The organism is Laceyella sacchari, assembly GCF_004343255.1.
Lineage (GTDB): Bacteria > Bacillota > Bacilli > Thermoactinomycetales > Thermoactinomycetaceae > Laceyella > Laceyella sacchari.
In genome coordinates this window covers 334281-353801 of sequence record NZ_SMDD01000001.1, presented here as the reverse complement: position 1 = coordinate 353801, position 19521 = coordinate 334281, and the positions used below count along the sequence as shown (strand labels likewise).

22 protein-coding genes and 2 other annotated features are annotated in these 19521 nt (G+C 48.2%); of the genes, 10 read left to right on the top strand and 12 right to left on the bottom strand.

Features of this window, described 5'->3' with window-relative positions; genetic code table 11:
- Positions 1 to 35: 35 nt before the first annotated feature.
- Positions 36 to 1565 (bottom strand): multicopper oxidase family protein, encoded by a 1530-nt coding sequence (locus EDC32_RS01715; protein WP_132219780.1) that lies wholly within the window; start codon positions 1563 to 1565, stop codon positions 36 to 38.
- A gap of 461 nt (positions 1566 to 2026) precedes the next feature.
- Positions 2027 to 2488, bottom strand: coding sequence for a hypothetical protein (locus EDC32_RS01710; protein WP_132219779.1), 462 nt, complete (start codon positions 2486 to 2488; stop codon positions 2027 to 2029).
- A 387-nt stretch (positions 2489 to 2875) separates the two neighbouring features.
- Between EDC32_RS01710 and EDC32_RS01705 the strand changes: the two genes are divergently transcribed.
- Entirely contained in the window at positions 2876 to 3505 is a 630-nt protein-coding gene (locus tag EDC32_RS01705) for a competence protein CoiA family protein (RefSeq protein WP_132219778.1), read from the top strand.
- Positions 3506 to 3917: 412 nt separating this feature from the next.
- A complete protein-coding gene (locus EDC32_RS01700) occupies positions 3918 to 4379 on the top strand; it encodes a hypothetical protein (protein WP_132219777.1) in 462 nt (153 codons plus the stop codon).
- Positions 4380 to 4914: 535 nt separating this feature from the next.
- Here EDC32_RS01700 and EDC32_RS01695 read toward each other — a convergent pair.
- Positions 4915 to 5163, bottom strand: coding sequence for a hypothetical protein (locus tag EDC32_RS01695; protein ID WP_132219776.1), 249 nt, complete (start codon positions 5161 to 5163; stop codon positions 4915 to 4917).
- A 318-nt stretch (positions 5164 to 5481) separates the two neighbouring features.
- Here EDC32_RS01695 and sigJ point away from each other — a divergent pair, with 318 nt between their 5' ends.
- Together sigJ and EDC32_RS01685 are read left to right on the top strand one after the other, a co-directional pair.
- Positions 5482 to 6345 (top strand): RNA polymerase sigma factor SigJ, encoded by an 864-nt coding sequence (sigJ, locus tag EDC32_RS01690; protein WP_132219775.1) that lies wholly within the window; start codon positions 5482 to 5484, stop codon positions 6343 to 6345.
- A 131-nt stretch (positions 6346 to 6476) separates the two neighbouring features.
- Positions 6477 to 6929, top strand: coding sequence for a carboxymuconolactone decarboxylase family protein (locus EDC32_RS01685; protein WP_132219774.1), 453 nt, complete (start codon positions 6477 to 6479; stop codon positions 6927 to 6929).
- A gap of 216 nt (positions 6930 to 7145) precedes the next feature.
- On the opposite strand, the gene EDC32_RS01680 is transcribed toward EDC32_RS01685, so the two are convergent.
- Positions 7146 to 8447 carry a homoserine dehydrogenase gene (locus EDC32_RS01680; protein ID WP_132219773.1) on the bottom strand — a complete coding sequence of 434 codons (1302 nt, stop codon included), beginning with the start codon at positions 8445 to 8447 and terminating at the stop codon, positions 7146 to 7148.
- A gap of 385 nt (positions 8448 to 8832) precedes the next feature.
- Between EDC32_RS01680 and EDC32_RS16195 the strand changes: the two genes are divergently transcribed.
- Both EDC32_RS16195 and EDC32_RS01675 read left to right on the top strand, forming a co-directional pair.
- A complete protein-coding gene (locus EDC32_RS16195; protein ID WP_158283183.1) occupies positions 8833 to 8970 on the top strand; it encodes a hypothetical protein in 138 nt (45 codons plus the stop codon).
- A gap of 21 nt (positions 8971 to 8991) precedes the next feature.
- The gene (locus EDC32_RS01675; RefSeq protein ID WP_132219772.1) at positions 8992 to 9342 is read left to right on the top strand and encodes an aminotransferase-like domain-containing protein; all 351 of its coding nucleotides are present in this window, start codon (positions 8992 to 8994) and stop codon (positions 9340 to 9342) included.
- 134 nt (positions 9343 to 9476) lie between these two features.
- Here EDC32_RS01675 and EDC32_RS01670 read toward each other — a convergent pair whose 3' ends face one another.
- The 5 genes from EDC32_RS01670 to fadR all read right to left on the bottom strand — a co-directional run bounded on the left by EDC32_RS01670 (position 9477) and on the right by fadR (position 12502).
- Positions 9477 to 9902, bottom strand: a complete 426-nt coding sequence (locus EDC32_RS01670; protein WP_132219771.1) for a hypothetical protein — start codon at positions 9900 to 9902, stop codon at positions 9477 to 9479.
- A gap of 126 nt (positions 9903 to 10028) precedes the next feature.
- Positions 10029 to 10670, bottom strand: coding sequence for a lysoplasmalogenase (locus EDC32_RS01665; RefSeq protein WP_158283182.1), 642 nt, complete (start codon positions 10668 to 10670; stop codon positions 10029 to 10031).
- 53 nt (positions 10671 to 10723) lie between these two features.
- On the bottom strand, positions 10724 to 11008 hold the full coding sequence (locus EDC32_RS01660; protein WP_132219769.1) for a hypothetical protein: 285 nt from the start codon (positions 11006 to 11008) through the stop codon (positions 10724 to 10726).
- Positions 11009 to 11141: 133 nt separating this feature from the next.
- Complete coding sequence (locus EDC32_RS01655; protein WP_132219768.1) at positions 11142 to 11801, bottom strand: sterol desaturase family protein; 660 nt, start codon at positions 11799 to 11801, stop codon at positions 11142 to 11144.
- Complete coding sequence (gene fadR / locus EDC32_RS01650; RefSeq protein WP_375163174.1) at positions 11798 to 12502, bottom strand: fatty acid metabolism transcriptional regulator FadR; 705 nt, start codon at positions 12500 to 12502, stop codon at positions 11798 to 11800. Before fadR ends, EDC32_RS01655 begins: the two co-directional genes overlap by 4 nt.
- 369 nt (positions 12503 to 12871) lie before the next feature.
- On the opposite strand from fadR, the gene EDC32_RS01645 reads away from it, so the two are divergent.
- Complete coding sequence (locus EDC32_RS01645) at positions 12872 to 13642, top strand: sporulation protein (protein WP_132219767.1); 771 nt, start codon at positions 12872 to 12874, stop codon at positions 13640 to 13642.
- The gene (locus EDC32_RS01640; protein WP_132219766.1) at positions 13639 to 14259 is read left to right on the top strand and encodes an NAD(P)-dependent oxidoreductase; all 621 of its coding nucleotides are present in this window, start codon (positions 13639 to 13641) and stop codon (positions 14257 to 14259) included. Before EDC32_RS01645 ends, EDC32_RS01640 begins: the two co-directional genes overlap by 4 nt.
- Before the next feature lie 321 nt (positions 14260 to 14580).
- On the opposite strand, the gene EDC32_RS01635 is transcribed toward EDC32_RS01640, so the two are convergent.
- Positions 14581 to 14901: a hypothetical protein gene (locus EDC32_RS01635; RefSeq protein ID WP_132219765.1), complete on the bottom strand. Its 321-nt coding sequence runs from the start codon at positions 14899 to 14901 to the stop codon at positions 14581 to 14583.
- 264 nt (positions 14902 to 15165) lie between these two features.
- Here EDC32_RS01635 and EDC32_RS01630 point away from each other — a divergent pair, with 264 nt between their 5' ends.
- The gene (locus tag EDC32_RS01630; protein ID WP_132219764.1) at positions 15166 to 16023 is read left to right on the top strand and encodes a DUF6612 family protein; all 858 of its coding nucleotides are present in this window, start codon (positions 15166 to 15168) and stop codon (positions 16021 to 16023) included.
- A gap of 85 nt (positions 16024 to 16108) precedes the next feature.
- Here EDC32_RS01630 and brnQ read toward each other — a convergent pair whose 3' ends face one another.
- Both brnQ and EDC32_RS16190 read right to left on the bottom strand, forming a co-directional pair.
- Positions 16109 to 17452 carry a branched-chain amino acid transport system II carrier protein gene (brnQ, locus tag EDC32_RS01625; protein ID WP_132219763.1) on the bottom strand — a complete coding sequence of 448 codons (1344 nt, stop codon included), beginning with the start codon at positions 17450 to 17452 and terminating at the stop codon, positions 16109 to 16111.
- 154 nt (positions 17453 to 17606) lie between these two features.
- Positions 17607 to 17854 (bottom strand) — a binding site (T-box leader).
- Positions 17855 to 17918: 64 nt separating this feature from the next.
- Positions 17919 to 18167 (bottom strand) — a binding site (T-box leader).
- Between the two features lie 183 nt (positions 18168 to 18350).
- Positions 18351 to 18506, bottom strand: a complete 156-nt coding sequence (locus EDC32_RS16190; RefSeq protein ID WP_158283181.1) for a hypothetical protein — start codon at positions 18504 to 18506, stop codon at positions 18351 to 18353.
- Positions 18507 to 18706: 200 nt separating this feature from the next.
- Here EDC32_RS16190 and EDC32_RS01620 point away from each other — a divergent pair, with 200 nt between their 5' ends.
- Entirely contained in the window at positions 18707 to 19513 is an 807-nt protein-coding gene (locus EDC32_RS01620) for a Cof-type HAD-IIB family hydrolase (protein ID WP_132219762.1), read from the top strand.
- Positions 19514 to 19521 lie beyond the last annotated feature (8 nt).

Here is a 19521-nt window from a genome sequence, read left to right as displayed (position 1 = left end):
GAGATTAGGTCGCCTGAAAGATTCAGCATTTCATCTTATTCATGTGCCTTATTTCGATTAGGTTGATATTTTGCTTGATAATCACTGTATTTAACGTCGGTCATCATTCCTGCCGCGGCGTGATGAAGATCATGGCAGTGGAACATCCAGTGTCCGGGATTGTTGGCTGTAAAGCCAATTTCATAGGTTTCACCCGGTTTCACAACGAGGGTATCTTTTTTGATGTTCTCAGAAACAGACTTACCGTTTTTAGTCAGTACTTGGAATGTATGACCATGGAGATGCATCGGGTGATCCGATTTGCCCTCGTTAATCAGCTTAATCTTGACTTTTTCTCCGGATTTTACTGGAATCTGATCTGTATTGGGCCAAGTCTTGCCATTAATCGTGTAAACTTGCTCCCCATTTTCCATTTTGGTATTTAAGCGAAGTATATAAGAAGATTGAAAATCCCCCGATTGATAGGTTGAGTCCTTGTTATAATTTACCATATCCCATGTTGGTAACTGAGACTGGTCGGATTTGAATACGGCTTTGTTGTCTCCTTCCACTTGTACCGGAATCAAAAGTGTTTTTGCCCCGGCAGTTCCGTCATGAAGATCAATGGCAAAACTGTTCTCTCCTGCAATAAAGCTGATGTCATACCTTTCCGAAGCCCCGATGGCAATGATTCGATTTTTAATAACAGCCGGATTTTTTATATTATTCCCGTCACTGGCAATCACCTGGAACTCTTGATCTTGAAGATGGATTTTGTGAGTTTGAAAGCCGGCATTAATAAAGCGGATGCGTACGCGTTCTCCTTTTTTCACTATGATTGGTTTAACAGATGAACCGGTTTTACCGTTTACCGTGTACACGTTATACATTTTATTCATCATTTCATCGTGATCCATATTGGAATGATCCATATTGGAGTGATCCATATTTGCTGAACCCTCCATGTTCATTTCTCTACCGGTCTCTTTATCTATCATCCACTCATCCAAGGTAAGAACATATTCACGGTCATATTTGGGGGTCTCTTGTTTTGGCAAAACAATGAACGCTCCGTAAAGGCCACGATCCATCTGATTTGAACTGTCAAAGTGGGAATGATAAAAATAGGTTCCGGGAACGGTAGCAACAAAGTCGTACATAAAGCTTTTTCCAGGTGCCACCGGATCTTGAGTAATATCAGGAACGCCGTCCATTGCATTTGGAACCGGGTAGCCATGCCAGTGGATCGAAACGGGCTCTCTCATCTCGTTTTTTAGCTTAATTTGTACCCGATCCCCTTGTTTAACCTGAATGGTCTTGCCGGGAACTGTTCCATCGTAAGCCAAAGCATTTACCTCAATATCAGAGTCAAGCAACCATTTTGTCTCTTTAGCTACAACGGTAAATTGTTTTAAAGTACGGCCTTGTTGATCCTTAGAGACTTTAGCAGTTGCAAACTGTCCACCTTCTTTATTTTCGGTGGTTACTTTAGTTTTCGAGTTGTATATAAACACCGAGACGATAATACCCGCAACAAGTAGAGCTGCGATGCTCAATAAAGTCCATTTGTTAATTATTTTTTTCATTATGTTTCACCTACCCTCATCATATCTAACAATTATCATAAAGACCGGTTATGTAGATGTGATGAAGATAGGAGACGATGAAATAATATTATTATTCAATTATTACTACAAAAAACATCTTCATAAGGGTAGGAGCATCTGGCAAAGTCGGTGCCGCCAATCCAATTAAATGGAACCAACATCAACAGATGCTCCGTCCAATTTGACGATGATTGGCAAATGGCCTGTATCTGATCGACCCATGTAAAAGCCGATCAGAAAACAGTCAAACCCAAGATTACGAAGAGGATTCCCCTCCTTTCTCTTCTTGAGCGATCGACAAAAGAAACGTCATCCGATCTTAAAGGGAGCAACATTTCATATGAACTAACAAAAGTAAAAGAACCGTCGCAATGACCGTTCTTTTACTTTTGTTTTCTTCGATTGTTCCCAGGCACCAGTATCCCGACTAGCTGGCTCCTTCAGCTGATCGGCACCAAGTGCCATGTCAACGGCTCTGTCGACAAATGAACCCACTTTCTGTGCGAATGGGGTGGTTGGAGCCAATTCCAATAGCCCAAGCAACCTGAAATGACGTACAGATTGTCCCCTTTCTGCTCAAAGTGCCAAACCGTTGACTCCCGTTCCTTGTCAAGAACCAACCAACGCTTCAGCCCCCTGACCCAAGTCACCGACTCTTCCTTATCCAACATTAGCGCTTGGATGCGATATCTGGTATCATCAAACCGATGAAGCCTGATCGGCGTCCCACCCAATGGATCAGACGCGTAATTCAGCAACACCGCTTGCTCCCAGCCAGACATTCTTTCAAAAGTCAACGGCCTTTGGCCATTGTTTCCAGGGACCAATTTATACGTTTTGCTTGTATCAATCCCATTCGACGACCCATTCATTTGTTTGTTCTCCACTAATTGCAATGACATTGGTCAACTCACCTCAAATTCCGTTAATACAGATAAATTCTTCATCATCCCAATATATCATCCATCTTTTTCCATTAATTTGTTACCAATTTATTTCATTTCTGACTTGTGACACGATCTGGACTAGGGCTTACATTGAAAATAGGATTGGACACCCGTGATAAACGCTTTCATATCAGCCGGGCACATGTCGATCTTTAATCATAAAAGTCTGCGTAGCAAACAAATTTACATTTCAAATAAAAATATAAGTTTGAATTCCAGCAATATACCATTTGCAATGTCATGTCTATAGCAACGAAATATGCCTTTCTCCTTTTATTCATCCCGACGTTAGGTGTATAATATTTACAAATAGTATGATAAAATTTGAAAGGAGGAAGGGATATGCCAATTCGAGCCAAACATCGGAAACGATATAAACTCGTCCCGTGTGCGCTGGCCCCCGATGGGCAAGTCATCTCGCCCGAAGAAGCAGTACGTGGTAACCTGCATCGGTGCCCTGAATGCAATAACGCATTGAGCCTGCGCTTAAGCAAATTGCAAAACCCCTATTTCGCGCACACGACCAAAGCCAAGTGCAAACTGGAGCATTCGTCAGTCGTCCTGGCCAAACATGTTCTCCATTGGGTGTTGACCCGTTGGATAAAGGGAAACGGTGATCCGGTAGAAGTGCAACCCTTCTGCGAAAAACGTTACGAACTCCCACGGGAAGAGATTCATCAAATCAAACTGAATCACAGTATTCGCATCTACCCCAAACGGACGCTCCACTCCCACCTGTCTCTGCTTGATCGGCACGGTTATCCCATCTTGCACATCGAAATCCGGGATAAGCCCCGAATCCGGCACATCAAACATCCCTCTTGGCTGGAAGTCTCCGCCGAAGAAGTCTTATCTAATCCCTACCTACTTTCATCACTCAACCCACATATGAACTTTTCAACATCCATGCCAACCCAATTGAATTTATTTGATTTCGCTCCGCCCTATCCTTCCTTGCCTAACCACCATTAAACACGACTTTGCCTTTCTATTAGAGGAGTGCCATTTTTCATCGGCTCACTATCTTGATCGATTCTGGTGAAAAAACCAACGAGTGATTTCACAAATCATCAGCAAATGGAACATCCTTTTCCCAATGAGCATTCGTTGCCGCGCACATAACACGGCTAGGAGGGCTTGCTTGGAAGAAATCAGCAAACGAACCAATGCATCACTAGGGTGTGTCTGATGAATAGGTCAGCGGATCCATAACCATTTTCTCATTCGCTTCACACGTGACGAGGCGCTCATCGAGAAAAGGTTTTTCCGCCACTTCTTCCTCATCAACTTAATTTGCCAGACACGCCCCAGACAAAAAGAAAATACATGCAAAACCATCGATGAAAAAACATGGCTTCATACCATAACGAATGGGGAGATTCTTATGAATAGAAAAATGAAATCATTTGCAATCACAACAGCGGCAACCATCCTTTTCTCAACTGGCATGTGCCATACCAATGTTGCCTTTGCTTTCGCAAGCAATACAAGTATCGAACGGCAAACGCAAACCCTTAATCAAGTAGACATAAGTGCTTATTATGAATCAGTCTGGATTGCAGATGGCAAGTTCCTCCGTTTTACTGGCAATCCAAACAGCCGGATTGACGGCACGCTTTATTTGATTGACAACCCTGACCTCCCACAACAGCCAGGCGGCAAATATATCGCTGTTCAGTTTTATGACAAAACCGGCAAGCTGGCGTACGAATCCAGACATGATGTGACCGACATCCCCGACATCGGGAAAAAGCGGTATGTCCACTATTACGAAAAAGTAAAAGGCAGCTACAAAGTGAAGGTTGTCGCACACAACTTGGGTTTTGACGGTGTGCTAGCCCATTAACTCTGCTACACTAAACAGCAAAACTAATAAACCCTTAAAAGCATTCACGCCGTTGCTTTTAAGGGTTTTATCATGCCCACGGCTACTACGAATAAACTTATTTCTGCTAACGCTTTTCGACGATCTGCACCCATTTCACATAAAAAAACTGGTATGGACAAAGCCTGCTATTATGCGCTCTGGTTGCACTGCGATAAAGGATGGGGGATACATGCAATCACTTGGAAGGAAGACTCTGCACCATTGTGTGCCTAGCAAATCAAGTTGGTGAGAAGAAGCGGTGGAAAAAACCTTTTCTCGATGAGCACCGATGCACAAGGGAAGCGAATGAGAAAATGGTTAAGGAACCGCTGGCCTATATATCAGACACGCCCTAATCGAAGAACTCAGCCAAATCGGTGTTCTGATGGCAGTGGTTTTGGTCGGCCTGAAAACCGACATCGGCAATTGGAACTGTGAGTCGCGTAAACCCATTTTGAGCCGTAGCATCCTCTCGGTCAGCATAGGGATGATGAAATCAACACTCCGGCGCGGATCATTTATCTCCAGCGACAAGACGGATGCCAAGGGTTTTCACGGCAGAAGCGGCGGTGATCACGATGTTCGCGGCGACAGGATGGATGCCAGGGGTTTTCACGACAAAAGCGACGGCGGTCACGACGATCACGGCGGCAGGATGGATGCCAAGGGTTTTCACGACAGAAGCGACGGCGGTCACGACGATCGCGACGGCAGGACGGATGCCAAGGATTTTGGCGGCAGAACCAGCTTTGATATTGATCAATATTGGCTTCCTCTTCCAACATCGCTTCTAACTCTTCCCATTCACCCATCATTTCGTCATTCAGCATATCCGGATAGAAATCCAACAAATCCATATGTTATCCCTCACTTTTGGCATTGTGTAATTGTCATGAAAAAATATATGTGGCACTTTCCTATTCCGCTCTGGGTGAATCAACCATTTACTCTATATTCAGGCCGATGCCCCACCGGACCCACATGTTCCGGAAAGATTCACAGACCTCTTCTGGTTCGCCCACATCCATTGCATATGATGAGATTGGAACACGTTCATGATCAAAGGAAGTGGCAACCCAACATGGAATATGAAACACTCTATGAAACTTACAAACCCTTGCTGATCTCAGTCGCTTACCGGATGGTAGGCACGCTCGCAGACGCCGAAGATTTGGTTCATGATGTGTTTGTGAACATCCAGCGCAACGATATCGGACTGATCCGCCATCCGCAAGCTTATCTCATCAAGTTGGTCACCAACCGTTGTTTGAACTTCTTAACATCCGCACGCCATAAAAGGGAGACCTATGTAGGGCCATGGTTACCTGAACCCCTGCAAAGCTCCGGCGACCACGCAGACCCAGTGACGGAAGTGATCCAGCAGGAAACCATGGCCTACGGCTTGCTGGTGATGATGGAGCAGCTCTCCCCCGTGGAACGGGCTGTGTTCGTGTTACGGGAAGCGCTTGGTTACACTCATGCCGAAATCGCCCGTGTCTTGGGCAAATCAGAAGCCAATTGCCGCAAAATATACAGTCGTGCTAAAACCAAATTGCAAACGTCCTCCGACCTCCCCTCTTATAAATCGGCTCAGGCCGAGGCACTGGCGCAAGCATTTCAGCAAGCGGTTCATACCGGAAAGTTTGACCGCTTTATCGACTTGTTGACCGAACATGCCGTCTTGTTGTCTGATGGTGGCGGAAAAGTTCGTGCCGCCATTCAACCGATCATCGGCCGCGAACGCATCCGCGCCTTCTTGGAAGGCATCACAAGAAAAGGAGCCTTCAATGGCACTTTGTACCAAGTGACCTTGAATGGGCAACCCGGGCTGTTGTTGATAAAGAACGGACAACAAGCTGTCAGCATGGCTATCAGCTTCTCCCCGCATGAGAACGGGACGCAAGCAACGCACATCTTTTTCGTCAACAATCCCGATAAATTGTAGCACCTCAGCCATCCTGCAATATCGTCCCGGGAATAAATAAAAAAATTATGGCGCCGCAATGTCACATTTCCCCATTGTCCGTTGTCTATTACTATGCAGTACCCAATCTATGGACAAACGGAGGAGATACGATGAAAACGAGAATGAATTACCGCCAAGCCAATCCCGGTGCATTGGCAACGATGTTTCAGCTGGAAAAGTTTATCAATAGCTCAGGGCTCGATAAAACATTGATAGAACTCATCAAGCTTCGCGTTTCGCAACTAAACGGCTGCGCGTACTGTGTAGCCATGCATACCAAAGACTTGCGCAAATTGGGGGTGGAGGAAGAGCGCATTGACCTGCTCCCCGTATGGCGTGAGGCCCCTGTGTACACTGAAGCAGAACGGGCGGCTCTGGCCTTGGCAGAAGCGGTCACGCACATCTCCGAGGCTGGCGTGCCTGATGATTTGTATGAACAAGTTCGAGCTCACTACGACGAGACACAGTTCGTAACACTCATCATGGTGATTAACACCATCAACAGCTGGAATCGCATCGCCATCTCTACCGGCATGTTCCCCGGATGTGATCGGGATTGGTAAAAAAAGAGCGGGATGGGGTAACACACCCTATCCCGCTTTCTTCTGCACACTGCCTCGATTCCATGTCACGGCAGATCTGCTTGACCGTTTGATACTTAGACATATGATGTATGACCTCACTCTCTCCTCTCGTCCTGGACACGGTTGAGCTACTTCTTGCGAACCAACCAGAGCACGATCTTCAAACGTTACTAAATCCTCTTATTGCGCTAAGGGTTATTCGTCGCCGCCCTCCACCCGGTACCAACTTTTTATCTCCTTCGTCACATCCATGTCCGCCAACGCCAGCAAAACCTGCCGCAAATCATGTTTGGTAATCTCATGCGTCACCAACACAATTTCCGCTTCTTCACTTTCTGGAAGCGGCTGTTGGATCACTTGGCCGAGAGAGATGTTATTGTCAGCAAATAACTGGGTGATACGAGCCAGCACCCCGCGCTGATCCGTCACCACCATGCGCATAAAGTATTTGGACAACTTTTCCGTTTCTTCTTTCATCCGTTTTTCTTTGTATGGGGCAACCATCCCCTGCCCATTCACATGTAGCTTCATATTTTTAACCACCATCACTAAATCTGATACGACCGAAGTAGCCGTGGGCAATTCGCCCGCACCTGGTCCGTAAAACATCGTTTCGCCTACTGCTTCGCCATACACATACACGGCATTAAACACCCCATTGACAGAAGCCAGGGGATGGGAGTGATGAACCATCGTCGGCTCGACACTCACTTCGATCTTGTCATCGTCACGCTGAGCGAGTCCCATCAGCTTAATTTCATAGCCCAGCTTTTTTCCAAATGCGATATCGTCTTGGGTCACTCCGCGGATCCCTTTCACATCCACTTCTTCCAGCGTCACCGGTACCCGGAATCCCAATGTGGACAGAATGGTCATTTTACGCGCAGCATCGATCCCGTCAACATCGGAAGAGGGGTCGGCCTCCGCGAATCCCAGAGCCTGTGCCTCTTTCAGCACCGTCTCATAGGAGGCCCCATCTTGGCTCATCTTGCTCAAAATGTAGTTGGTAGTGCCATTGACAATCCCCATGATTTTGGTGATGCGGTCAGAGGAGAAACTCTCTTCCAGCGCCCGCAGAATCGGCACGCCTCCAGCCACACTGGCTTCATAAAAAACGTCACTCCCCCGCTCTTTGGCCAAAGTTAAAATCTCCGCTCCATAAAGCGCCATCAGATCTTTATTAGCCGTGACGACATGTTTCCCTTGCTCCAACGCTGCACAGATGTATTCTTTGGCCGGATGGATGCCCCCCATCACCTCAATCACCACATCAATGGCGGGATCTTGCAAAATCTCTTCCGCCCGATCGGTAACAAGATGCTCCATGCCGGGAACGCTCCGCGGCTTGTCCCGATCGCGGACGAGGATCTTATGGATGTTCACACCCATTCCCGTTTGTTTGACCAAGTCTTCCTGATGGGCTGAAATAATCCGCACCACGCCTGTTCCCACTGTTCCAAACCCCAACAAGCCGACATTGACTGATGTCCGTTGCATCTTGAACCTCCTCTGTCAAAGTGGAAGAATAATAAACTACGCAAACCGAATGTCTCTATACAATGGACAAATGTTTACTGGATGCGAATAGTATAACGAAGTCGAGTGCCTATGACAATACCTAAAAATCAAATTGTTTTGTAAATGTTTCATAAAGCCCACGGATCTAGGCTAGTTCTTTGCATGCGTGGTACCTTAGCCCATTGCAAAAACCCACCCTTTCACTCAGGAAAAGGCGGGTTTTTGTGATCGGCGCCCCTGATAAGTAATTCTTTGCACCTTGTCCATTCAACGGCGGGTGAAGCTGATTGAATACGCACGGCTTCATGACTCCTATATTGTCGAAGACGATTAAGACAGCGAATTTTGTTTTGAAGGAACTCCGGTGCCTTCTTTGCAAGGCATGGCCCCGGAACGAGTAATCTATGTCGGCGCATTTAGCAAAATCCTGTCCCCTGCAATCCGGATCGGATATCTGATCCTGCCGCCACCACTTGTATCCCCGTTCCGCAAGCACAAATGATATTTGGATCGTTACTCGCCTTTGATGGATCAAAAAGGGCATTTGGACCGCCACATACGCAACATGAAAAAGGTGTATCACAAAAAGCGCAATCATTTGATCAAAGCACTTACCCGCCACTTCCCCCAAGTCAACATCTTGGGGAGCAAAGCGGGGATGCATCTGGTGGCGGAGTTCCCCGGCTTGGCGTTCACCGACGAGTTGCTCGCTGACATTCACCAAGCAGGGGTGTTTGTGGAATCCGTGGAACATTACGCCTTACAAAAAGGCCGGCACCAGCATCAAATCGTGTTGGGATTCGGTGGGCTGTCAGAGGAGGAGATCGACAAGGGGATTGCAGTGATCAAAAAAGCGGTGGATCACAAGAGATAGAACCATGCCCGACGATTCTGGGGCTTGTACGGACAAGCGCAAAAAGGGGAGGCCAATGACCTCCCCCTCTTTCTATGGGTATGCGTATACAACTTCTAGGAAGGCACTGAAACCGAGCCGTGTTCACTCCCTATTCAGTCACGAAGCTTAGCAGAGAGGACATTCATCTCCGGTGATGACAGATTAGTGATTTGCACCTCATGAATGCCTGTTTTCACTCCTTCCAAATAACACTCTCCCGTGGTTTGGAAGTTGTAGTTGTCTCCCAAACAAGAATCCACTACTTGGCCTCGGCGGTTTAACAGCTTAATCTCAAAGGAACCTTGCCAGGGATCTTCCCCATCCCGCCCGGAAGCGATTTGCGTGATCTCGAGTACTTTGGTTCCTTTTGGCAAAAACACTTTTCCGGAATGGATCGACTCGCCCGGATGCAATACGCCTGCACCGGACCAGTACACATGGCCGGATACGGCCGCTCCGGCTATGGACGGAAATGAAAACCCAGACAAGAGCATCGCCGTAACCAATGCGTAAGTGAACCCTTTCCCTTTTTTCACCATGAAAACCATTCCTTTCAACGAAAATAGTCCTTCTAATTAATTGTATATTAAAACAAAAGAGTTTATCCATAATTATTAATTATTTCATATTTGTAAATAAACGGAATGGAATTAATATATTCCCCATTAGGCCGTTTGCAATCCTCCCCATACGGCTAGCGCCAACAGCGCCTGCGCCAAAAAATACAGCGCCATCAGCACCAGTTCCGCCCATGGGAACGGACGCACAAACCGATTCCACGCCAATACCGCATCCGACAAGTAAAAAGCGACAGCACCGGTGATGAGGAGAGGGGAACCGGTCTGCACCGCCATCGCCAACATCCAAGTGATCACGGCGATGTAGCATCCAACCGCCACCAACAGGAGGGTTCCTCCCTCCCGGACGACGCCCGCCCGCAACACCAACATATACCCTACGCCTACGCACACCAATGCGGCCAACAACCCTCTCGGCAGTGGCGCATCTCCCAACGTGGAAAACGCGGCCACATAACAAAGATGCGCCAAGAAGAACGCACCCAATCCCTCCAAAAAACGCTCCTTCGGCAACATCAGGCAAATATCCCCGATCAAGGAGCAGCATAAGCCGATCAGGATTAGCCAACCCGCCCGATCTCCCCCATCCAAACCAGCCACCGCCATGGCGATGATCAGCCCCATCGTACCGGGCTTGAGCACATATTTCCCCGTCTGGTACCCCTTGGCCAACACCGTCAGATACGCCAAGCTGGACAGCATGATAACCCCTAACCAACTGTATGGCATCACCTTTTCCTCCTCTTCTTTTTCACCGTAAGCCAAATAAAGTGCACACAACATCACTCAAAAACACCCCGTGCGGCCCAACCCCGCCCGCGAACCCTTAAAAAATCGGCCCATGTTTTCCACGCGAACCAAGTCCGGTCTGGCATCGGGAGTGACTCCGGCCGATCCAACCATTTTTCACATGTACCCTGTCGGTGTGGGGAAACCAAAAAAAACTCAAAATGGGGATGTGTCTGGTTGTAATAATCCAGCTGTTCCAAACACTGGTGCAGGGGCATGCGGGCGCTCCGGTAACGCAAATAGTGAACCGGCACCACCTGCAGATCAATCCAAGCCACAATTTCCAGCACCCCCAATGAAACCCGAGTCGCTTGAAGCTCTTCAGGATGCCGGTCCGGTGAGCAAGTGAGAACCTGTCCATCTGCAGTAACCAGCTTCAGCGCCGCAACCTGGCTGATAAATTCCCCGGGCTTATTCCTGTTCCATGCGTCCCTGTGCTGATTGCACCTTCCTTTGCCGCGCATGGTGTTCCAGATCACGGACGGTATCGCTTCGCCCCACTTCCTTTTCGCTTTTAAACGTTCCTAACAGCAAATCAAACGCCGGGCTGGTAACCCCGTACCAGTAATGCTCATTTTTGAAGTGATGGCGCAAGTGGAGTTTTTTCATCCACCGCCCCCAAGGAGTGAGCGGCGTGATAGGGCGATGAGCAACATAGTGACACCATTCATAATAAAGCAGAAAACCGATCACGCCTGTCACATAAGACACCGTCCACGACAGACTGGATGTGATCGAATAGACCACCCCCGCGGCCATCGCGATCAACGGCAAGCTGTACCAAGCAGGTAGAAACAACAAATCCAGCTTATGAGGATCCGCATGATGGTCATAATGAAGCCGTTTGAGCCATTTCAACAATACTGGATGTTTGGGGGGCGGCAGATGGAAAAGAAAGCGGTGAATAAAATATTCGCTCGCCGCATAAGTGAGCATCCCGATTCCCAATGGCCCCCACCCTTTAACCGAAGTCAATTGCGGCGCTGTCACGATCAAGCCGCTCACAAAGAGCACACCCATCAGCAAAATATCCGGAAACAGCCAAAACTCTTTCACTGTCTTCACATTCATCGTCTCTCCCCCGCCATGGCGTTTTGCCATTCCTCTAAGCTTTGAGCCATCATTGCGCGTACCAGCTGTTCCACAGACGTCGCCTCTTGCGCCAAGGCCGCCTCCAGCAGATCGTGATAATAACGCCGCGATGCCTCCCGGCGCGCTGGCTCGGCAAAATAAAGGCGAGCCATCTTTAGGTACACCTGCTCGAAGCTGTTCAATATCAGCACATAAATGGGATTGGGCGACAGACTGGCCAGACTCTTCTGCAAATGCCAATCAAATGCCGCAAACGCATCCGCATGATCTTCCAACAGCTCCAATGTGGACAGAAGCGCAACTACTTTGGGGCGCTGATTCGCCACTGCATCCCTGACATATGCCGGAGTCAGGGAGATTCGCAATTCCAGCAAGTGGGTGATGACTTTACCCGTTATTTTCTCACTATTGCGTACAATGTTGACAAGCGTGTTGAGTGTTCCGTGTTGCCAGAAATCCTTTACAATAGCGGGTTGCCCTTTACGCACCTCCAACCAACCATCCCGCTCCAAGCGCTGAATCACTTCCCTGACGATGGGTCGTCCCACACCAAGGCGATTCGCCAGTTCCCGTTCCGACGGCAAGGGGCTGCCAGCCGGGTATTCCGCCTCCAAAATCGCTTTGATCAGCTGCCTCTCCACCCGGTCCGACGAACGGTAGGGTCTTACCAGTTCCTGCACGCTCCCGCCTCCCATCATGGTCTTACCAGCATACACTTGCGGTATTACTATTATTTTATTTAATATTCTAATTATTGTCTATGTAAATAACAGAATATTTGTATCTCCTTTTTTCATTAACCATTATGGTAAACTATCCCTGTGCAACTGAAAAATGGAGAACCAGAACTCCTTTAAGATATATGTAGAAAATTGTTCACAAACGGGTAAATAAATGATGAAGAAACAAAAAGCGAACACGGGAGCGGCTTCACCCTTTCATCGGGCTGGCAAGCAAGCGACAAGGCCCGGACGTGCCGCTTCTCCGCACATGCGAAAGGCGTTGCTTTAAGCCTTCTACGATACGAAACAGAGAATGGGGGAGTAACTATGGTCTTATATCGTCCGCTTGCCAGTTTGGGAATTGGTGCCGCAACGGTTGACACGCAATTGGCGGATAGCCAAGCCAGCGCCGGAGGAGAAGTAAAAGGGAAAATCGTGATCAAAGGGGGCAATGTTCCCCAACAAATCGATCATATCTATCTCTATCTTGTCATTCAGTATCTAAAAAACGACAAAAAAACATCCCATACCTTGGAAAAGTACCAACTCGCTCAACCGTTTGTCATCGAACCAAACGAGAAAAGAGAAATTCCATTCCAAATCAGACTGCCACTGTCGACCCCGCTGTCGACAGGAAGCTATCCCATCTACTTGAAAACGGGACTGGATATCAAACACGCCATCGATCCTAGCGACACAGATAAAATTGAAGTGTTTCCCCACCCGCTGGTTCAGAAGTTGCTAAAGCAAATCGAAGATGCCCAATTTATTCTTTATCGCATCTATAATGAATATGACCCAACCCTTAAAGCGCAACCCTTCGCTCAAATATACGAATTCCGACCAATCGGCAAATACCACGGTTATTTGGATGCGCTGAAGGTAAACTTTCATATGAATGAAACGCACTTGGTCATGAATATTGAACTCATTCGTTCGACGCAGTCGTACATGACCACTATGGAATGGCAGTATCAAGGCACCAACCAGGCCGTTTACGTGGACAATCATCAAACGTTGACAGACCCCATGGACAAGGTGCAACAAATACTGACCCAACGCCTTGACAATCAACCAATGAGAGGACTATTACCATGAACTTGTTACTATTGGGCGCTACCGGGCGAGTAGGTGGGCATGTGCTTCGCCTCGCCTTGCAAGACGGACATCATGTCACCGCCCTCGTACGCAATCCGGATCGCATCCCTTGCTCACACCCAAACCTGACCCTCCTGCATGGGAATGCACGGCGTCCGGAAGACATTAGCCGAGCCGTCGCTGGGGCAGAGGTGGTCATCAGCGCCCTTGGCACAGACGGGACAACCACCCTGACCGACAGCGTGCGCGCGCTCGTGCCAGCCATGGAACAGGAGCACATCAACCGGATTATCACAGTGGGAACGGCCGGCATTCTGCAAAGCCGAGTCGACCCCGCCCTGTTGCGTTACCAATCATCCGAATCCAGGCGCCGCATCACCTCCGCCGCCGAGGAACACCACCGCGCCTATCAACTTCTTTCCCAAACAGCGTTGGCATGGACGATCGTGTGTCCAACTGCTTTGAAAGAAGAGCCATCGCCGGCACCTGTTCGGGTGCAACGCGATTATTTGCCTGAAAACGGAACCTGGATTTCCTTTGCTGACACAGGGGCCTTCGTCTATCGTCAAATCAACGATCTCACCTACGTCCAAGCCCGCGTAGGCATCGCTTACTAGCAGACCGCTCCAAAACCATCGACAACTTGCCAAGCACGCATCAACCCGCCTCAGGTACCTGCATACCCAGAGGCGCGTTTTATTATGCCTGCTCCATCCACCCTCCATTTGAAAAAGATTATCCCCTGCGCTGCATGCACAGAAGGATGTTCCCCGTCTCAGTGTTTAGCTTCGTCTGTAATCCCAGCATCAATGGGCAATCGGCGTAGATAAACCGAAACGGTTCACCAAGACTCTTAGAAGCGCCACAAGCCGGCAACCGAACATGAAAAAGCGGAAGTGTCAGGGTCATGACAGCTTCCGCTTTTTCATATTCTTTCCCTATGCTTTATACCGATCCACATCGCTATCTTCGTTGCCCCGGTGCGGTTTCCACGGTTTGATTTGCGCCAGAAAGCTTCGTGTATGGCTTTTGTGCTCTAAATACTGAGCCAAGGTGATAAAATGCGTATTATTTGTGCGCAAAAATTCATTCAGCAAGGCTTGATGGACCAAACGCATCGCCTCTTCATCAAAATAGATTTTATTCGCTTGTAGCCCATGCTTGAGAAAGTATTCGTTCACGTACATTTGCTGCAAACTCATCTCTCTCACCAAAGAATCCATAAAAGTGGTTCGCGGGTTATAATCTAACGCGTTCATATTCTTTCCTCCCTATCTATTACATTTGTTCCAGTTCTTTCTTTTGCTTGTCGGTTCCTTTCTCTGGTTTTGACAAGTTTTGACGAAACATCGTCAATTAGCGCGTAAAGGGCCCTTATGGTTATCTGAATATTATTACTTTTTATCGAGACGTGTTGATTCTGGTATTCCGGGTATAAAAAAAGGGTCCGTTTTAAGTCATCACTTACGATGAGACTTGAAGCGAAGACAAACCACATTTTTAACAAAATGAGGAGATAGCACATGTTTAACAAACGATTTGCCTTTATTCTCGCACTCATGGTACCATTCTCTATTTTTGCAAGCGGATGTGGTGTGCTGACAGGGAAGAAAAACGAAGAAGCAGCTGATAAACCGCTCACGGCGACGGAAGTGCTCACCAAGTCGCTACAACAATTGCGCAAAGAGAAAGGGCACAGTATTCGTGTTAAGTACGAGTCGACCGCTGTGCGCACTGAAACAAATGAAGAAAATCCATTGGTCAATGTCAGCAAAAAGTCGGTATCGAGTTATGAGGGCACCCAAGATTTCACCACCACCCCTTTGACCGCTTACCGTAAAGGTCAATTGGTAAACCAGACGGACAACGGTTTAAATGTGACCGGAACTGATGAGGGGTATTATGCCGAAGGCATCAGCTATTCTCGGATGAGCGATGGATGGAAGAAACACCACAAAATATCAGCCAAGTTTTATCAAAAGCCGGATGACACCCTGCAACTGATTCTGGACGGAGCAGGCAAGGACGGCAAGGGCTTGAAAATGACCAAAGAGTCCGGTACATATGTGATAACCGTCGACCAAACTGCCGGCGAACCATTCCAAAAAGAGTTTTACACTGCGGCTGTTTTCTCTACCACGGGCATCATCGACATGAGCAAAGTAAAAACCAAATCGTTTGAGTTTAAAATCTGGATCGATGAAAAAAGCTTCAATTATATCAAAAGCACTCTAAAAATCAAATATGACGCCGACTTGAGCACCAGCGACAAAACCAATCAGCATCTGGTCGACGACCAATACGAGTTCATCTATAACGGTCCGTTTACGCAAACCATCCAAGTGCCTGACGAAGTGAAAGAAAAAGCTATTGACATGTAAGGAGTCGCCAGGCCTCTCGTGCGTCACAAAACAAAAACGGCACCTGTCCACAAAGACAGGGCCGTTTTTTTATCATTTCCTCATATTAAGATGGGTTAATTCGTGTCCGTTTCACTGCACGGCTTTCGACCATCACTGCCAAGGCCAGCCCGATGGCAGCGCCAACCAAAGCCGGGGCCGTCCACCCCAATCCTTCCTCATAAAGAGGCAACAGGCTGAGCCATCCTGCCAGGCGGCCGCTGAAAAAATCCGCCTTTACACAAGCGTCAACAACACTGACCACTCCGGCACACACCATCGCTCCCACGTACACCATCCGGCGGCCATGAATCCAACGGTCAATTAAAGCCAGCATGATGAGCGTGATCGCCATCGGATAAACAGCAGACAGAATCGGTACGGAAACCGCCAAAATCCCATCCAACCCCAAGTTGGCAAACAGCATGCTGACACTGGAGAGAATCGCTACCCATCCCTTGTATGAGATGCGAGGCGTCAACGAACTAAAATACTGACTGCAAGAGGTGATCAAGCCGACGGATGTAGACAAGCAAGCCAGCGTAAACACGAGGCCCAACAATACAATCCCTGGTGTGCCAAACAGATACAAGACCACTTGCGTCAACGTATCAGCTCCATTGGACGCTCCAGCTGCCAAGCTGGAACCCGAGGCCCCCAGATACCCCAACAACACATAGATGCCTGCCAGCAAAACGCCCGCAAATATGCCAGCATAAATCGTATAGGTGATGAGCGCTTTTTCACCCTTAACTCCCTTCTGCTTCAAAGCCATCACGATGACCATGCCAAAATTTAGAGCCGCAATCGTATCCATCGTCATATACCCTTCTAAAAACCCTTTGAAAAATGGGCCCGTTACATATCCGCCTACCGGTGGGCCAAACGAACCCAGCGGATTGACCAGACTGCACACGAAGATCACACCCAATAGCAACAATAAGAGCGGAGTGAGCAACTTCCCAAGCCTGTCGCTCAATTTGGCCGGGGATAAACACAGCCAAAACGCAACAGAAAAATACACCAATGAATACATAAACAAGGCCATCCCGCTTTCTGGCCACGCCGAGGGCAGGTAGGGAGAAACCCCCATTTCAAAGGCTAACCCTCCGTTACGCGGAATCCCCAACAACGGCCCGATTGACAGATAAACCAGCAAAGTGAAGACCAAAGCGAAGACAGGGTGAACACGTTTGGCCAAGGACTGCAACCCGCCCGACTTGGCTACTGCCACGACACCCAATATCGGCAAACCCACCGCCGACACAATGAATCCTCCCAAAGCTGGCCATAATTGCGTTCCTGCCGTTTGCCCCAGAAACGGAGGAAAGATCAGGTTGCCGGCGCCAAAAAACAAAGAGAAAACCATTAAGCTTACCCATAAGCATTCTTTTTTCGTCAATCGCTCCATCATGTAACCTCCTCAATCCATTTTGCATTTTCCTATTAAACATATTGGTTTACACTGTTTTACTATCGAGACAGAGCGCCCACTGCTGTCATTCATCACATAAACCAACCGGGCCATAAAAAATTCTCCCGCCCCAACGATCGTTCATGCCGATCGCTGGGGCGGGAGAATCGCGGTACCACCCAGCTTTCCCATCCCCCTCACGGGAAACGGGCTCTGTGAGTCCATGGTCGGACTCCGGTCTGATAACGGGACCCTCCGTCACCCGCTACTGCACATCAGCCTGTTCACGGGTGAAGCTCCAAGGTGATCTTCAACGATCGGTCGCCACCGCCCTTCCAGCCTTGGGGCGGCTCTCTGTCGACTCCCTTGATCGTCTACTCTCCTTGTCATCGCTAATCTATCAAATGAACTTTTTACCATCATAAAAAAATTCTCACGCCCCAACGATCGAACGCTTGTCAATCGCTGGGGCGTGAGAACGCGCGGTACCACCCAGTTTCCCCGTCTTCCTCACGGAAAGCGGGCTCTGTAAGTCCATGGTCGGACTCCGGTCTGATAACGGGACCCTCCGTCACCCGCTACTGCATATCAGCCTGTTCACGGGTGAAGCTCCAAGGTGATCTTCAACGATCGGTCATCACCGCCCTTCCAGCCTTGGGGCAGCTCTCTGTCGACTCCCTTGATCGCCTACTCTCCTTGTCATCGCCAGCATTAGATGAATCATCCGGGATTTGTTATACGAATTATAATTCCATTCTTTTTTATAGTCAATATATTTTTCAAAATAAAAATGTGACAAGAAAAACCATCTCCAAATGAGATGGTCCAGCGGCAGAAAAACGTTTTCTAGGAGCACCGATGCACCAGTAAAACGAATATGGGCCGCACTCCCTAGTCATGATTGGTTTTCCTCTTCCTCAATGGGATGAAGATTGTACGCTTCCTGAATACCAGCCGTGACATGGGTATCAGGATCATGATCGGCGGGATAATCGGCCAATTCCCCATCCGTCCATTCTGCTTGAGCCTGCAAATCTTTTTCCTTATTCATCCAATCCCTCTTTTCTCACTGAAATGATGTTGCCCATCGCTATCAAACCCTTTCTTAGCTTTTTAATCCAGCGCACAAAATATGCAAGGGCTTCGTGAGTGTGTCCAATTAGTCTTCAGGTGTGGAACACAGCCATCTTTCGTGAGATGATAGAGAGAGACAGGCAGATTTTCCGCCGATAGCAGGAGGGAGAAAAACCATTGAAGCAACCATACTTAATTGCGATCGACTTAGATGGAACCACGTTGAAAAATGACAAAACCGTTTCCGTCAAAACGAAACAAACACTGCGCCGCGCCGCCGAAGAGGGACACAAAGTTTGCATCGCCACAGGCCGGCCACATCATCTTAGCAAAGCGTATTATGAAGAGTTGGGGCTCGACACTCCCTTGGTCAATTTCAACGGGGCATATGTACACCATCCGCACGATCCCAACTTCGGCCCTTATCATACAACATTGCCTTTGTCCACTGTCAAAGAAGTGATTGCCACCTGTGAACGTTTCAACGTACGCCATATCATGGTTGAATTGTTAGACAACGTATACATCCGCGAGAAAGACATCATCAAAGACCATTCATTTTTCATTGCCGATCGTCCCCTCCATCAAGGCGATTTAAGCCAATTGTTGACGGAAGATTGCACTTCAATCCTAATTCAACCGCAAGAATCCAACATGAACGACTTGTTCCACCAATTGCAAAACGCACACGCCGAAGTGATTGAACAGCGCAGTTGGGGAACACCGTGGCATGTGATCGAAATCATCCGGCACGGCGTCAACAAATGGGTCGGTATAGAACGGATCGCCGCCTATTACGGCATTCCTCGTGACCGCATCATTGCATTCGGCGACGGAGACAATGATCTGGAAATGATTCAGCATGCAGGCCAAGGTGTCGCCATGGGAAATGCCATCGACGCCTTGAAAGAAGTGGCCTACGCCGTCACATCGAGTAATGAAGAAGACGGGATCGCCCAGTACTTAGAAAAAGTGTTGTGGTAGTGACACTT

Coding starts and splice junctions, on each gene's coding strand:
- EDC32_RS01715 (WP_132219780.1), bottom strand. CDS start 1,565: ATGAAAAAAATAATTAACAAATGGACTTTATTGAGCATCGCAGCTCTA.
- EDC32_RS01710 (WP_132219779.1), bottom strand. CDS start 2,488: ATGTCATTGCAATTAGTGGAGAACAAACAAATGAATGGGTCGTCGAAT.
- EDC32_RS01705 (WP_132219778.1), top strand. CDS start 2,876: ATGCCAATTCGAGCCAAACATCGGAAACGATATAAACTCGTCCCGTGT.
- EDC32_RS01700 (WP_132219777.1), top strand. CDS start 3,918: ATGAATAGAAAAATGAAATCATTTGCAATCACAACAGCGGCAACCATC.
- sigJ (WP_132219775.1), top strand. CDS start 5,482: ATGGAATATGAAACACTCTATGAAACTTACAAACCCTTGCTGATCTCA.
- EDC32_RS01685 (WP_132219774.1), top strand. CDS start 6,477: ATGAAAACGAGAATGAATTACCGCCAAGCCAATCCCGGTGCATTGGCA.
- EDC32_RS01680 (WP_132219773.1), bottom strand. CDS start 8,447: ATGCAACGGACATCAGTCAATGTCGGCTTGTTGGGGTTTGGAACAGTG.
- EDC32_RS01670 (WP_132219771.1), bottom strand. CDS start 9,902: ATGGTGAAAAAAGGGAAAGGGTTCACTTACGCATTGGTTACGGCGATG.
- EDC32_RS01665 (WP_158283182.1), bottom strand. CDS start 10,670: ATGCCATACAGTTGGTTAGGGGTTATCATGCTGTCCAGCTTGGCGTAT.
- EDC32_RS01655 (WP_132219768.1), bottom strand. CDS start 11,801: ATGAATGTGAAGACAGTGAAAGAGTTTTGGCTGTTTCCGGATATTTTG.
- EDC32_RS01645 (WP_132219767.1), top strand. CDS start 12,872: ATGGTCTTATATCGTCCGCTTGCCAGTTTGGGAATTGGTGCCGCAACG.
- EDC32_RS01640 (WP_132219766.1), top strand. CDS start 13,639: ATGAACTTGTTACTATTGGGCGCTACCGGGCGAGTAGGTGGGCATGTG.
- EDC32_RS01635 (WP_132219765.1), bottom strand. CDS start 14,901: ATGAACGCGTTAGATTATAACCCGCGAACCACTTTTATGGATTCTTTG.
- EDC32_RS01630 (WP_132219764.1), top strand. CDS start 15,166: ATGTTTAACAAACGATTTGCCTTTATTCTCGCACTCATGGTACCATTC.
- brnQ (WP_132219763.1), bottom strand. CDS start 17,452: ATGGAGCGATTGACGAAAAAAGAATGCTTATGGGTAAGCTTAATGGTT.
- EDC32_RS16190 (WP_158283181.1), bottom strand. CDS start 18,506: ATGAATAAGGAAAAAGATTTGCAGGCTCAAGCAGAATGGACGGATGGG.